The organism is Teichococcus deserti (genome assembly GCF_001982615.1).
Classification (GTDB): Bacteria; Pseudomonadota; Alphaproteobacteria; order Acetobacterales; family Acetobacteraceae; genus Pseudoroseomonas; species Pseudoroseomonas deserti.
Genome location: NZ_MLCO01000545.1, coordinates 1 through 1,183 on the forward strand (window position 1 = coordinate 1; position 1,183 = coordinate 1,183).

2 protein-coding genes are annotated in these 1,183 nt (G+C 75.4%); both read right to left on the reverse strand.

Translation table 11 applies throughout. The features are described 5' to 3' along the window. On the reverse strand, positions 1 to 424 hold a 424-nt coding region (locus BKE38_RS29920), incomplete at its 3' end, for a PAS domain-containing protein (protein WP_165694334.1). 13 nt (positions 425 to 437) lie between these two features. Further along, on the reverse strand, positions 438 to 854 hold the full coding sequence (locus BKE38_RS29925; RefSeq protein WP_076960700.1) for a hypothetical protein: 417 nt from the start codon (positions 852 to 854) through the stop codon (positions 438 to 440). Between the last annotated feature and the right edge of the window lie 329 nt (positions 855 to 1,183).

Sequence of the window (1,183 nt, forward strand, 5' to 3'; positions counted from 1 at the left end):
CCCCGGCGGTGCGGGCGCGGAACTCGAGCGCCAGCGGCGCGCCGGCGCGCAGCGCCGCGCGCCAGGCGGCGCCGGCGGCCTCGCGGTCCTCGGGATGCAGCATGGCCATCCAGCCATGCCGCGCCGCGGCGGCGGCGGTCTGGCCGGTCAGCCGGGTCCAGCCCTCGGCGGTGGTGATGCGTCCCTGGGCGTCGGCGCGCCACAGTGCCAGGGCGCCGGCCTCGGCCAGGGCACGGTGGCGGCGCTCGCTGGCGGCCAGGGCGTCGGTCGCCTGCTGCGCCACGGCCTCGCGCCGCTCGATCATCGCCAGGGCCTCGGCGGTTTCGCGCCGCACCCGCCGCTCCCACAGCGAGAAGGCGGCCAGCGTGCCAAGGCCGACCAGCAGCACCACCAGCAGAACCGCGAGCAGGAAGCGGCCGTCCATGGCGCCCCCCCCGTCAGGCCGGACGCGCCAGCAGGCGGCCGGCCAGGCCCGCGATGCGGCGGCCGTGCCGCAGCAGGCCGAGCGCGGTGGCCAGGCTGGCGACGAGGGTGACGGTGCAGGCGGTGGCGTCCAGCCAATAGGCCCAGCCGCCCAGGAAGAGGGTCAGCACCTTGGTCAGGTGCGAGGTGCCGCAGGCCAGGATGAAGATGACGAACATCACCAGCACCGAGCGGAAGGGCAGCAGCGCCGCCTGGCGCAGCAGCCGCCAGAGGCAGAGCGGGATGGCGAAATAGGCGAGGGCCACGCCGATATTGGTGACCACCCCGACGGCGAGCAGCGCCGGGTCCTGCAGCAGGCAGATCGCGTGCGGCTGCATCCCCCCCCAGTGTTGCGCCAGCGCATAGGCGGCATCGGCGATACGATCGAGCATGGCGGCGCTCCCCGTCCCCTGGCCGGCGACGACCCCGTGCCGGCCCCGGGCGACACGCTAGTCCGCTTTCCTGGCGGAGCGGTTAGCGCCTGCCCGGACAGCCGGGCACAGCCGCGTGCTTGACGGGCATGTGAAGGGAAGGGCGGCATCACGCTCAGCCGCGCCGCAGCAGGTCCATGCGGTAGCGCGGCGCGCGCGACTGCCACTGGAGCGTCAGGGTGGGGGCGGTGGCGGCGATGAAGGCCTCGGCCGCCGCGTCGCCGGAGAGCGGATAGTCGGTGGTGCCGGTCCAATGCACCATCAGCACCTCGCCGCCCGGCTGCAGCGCG